At 49.0% G+C, this 261-nt stretch carries 1 protein-coding gene; it reads left to right on the top strand.

Going from position 1 to position 261, the window contains the following annotated elements:
* The coding region (locus tag G9F48_RS19445; RefSeq protein WP_165409990.1) for a gamma-glutamyl-gamma-aminobutyrate hydrolase family protein at positions 1-261 on the top strand (261 nt) is incomplete at both ends.

The raw sequence follows: 261 nt of genomic DNA, 5'->3' as shown, positions 1-261 counted from the left end.
CATGTTGACGGGATCATTCTGTCCGGCGGCCAGGACATAGACCCGCTGTTTTACGGCGAAGAACCTTTACAGGCTTTAAGAAAGACCTTTCCTGATCGGGACGCCTACGAGAAGGAGCTGATTCTCACGGCGGTTGCTTTAGAAAAGCCGATTCTGGCCATCTGCCGGGGGATGCATATGTTAAACGTCACTTACGGGGGAACTTTATATCAGGATCTAACACACGCTTCGTTTGCTGACATTAAGCATGACCAAGAAAAA

Source organism: Bacillus sp. EKM420B, from assembly GCF_011065565.1.
GTDB classification, from domain to species: domain Bacteria; phylum Bacillota; class Bacilli; order Bacillales; family Bacillaceae; genus Bacillus; species Bacillus velezensis.
Note: the sequence above shows the minus strand (reverse complement) of the source record. Positions and strands in the feature narration are given on the sequence as shown.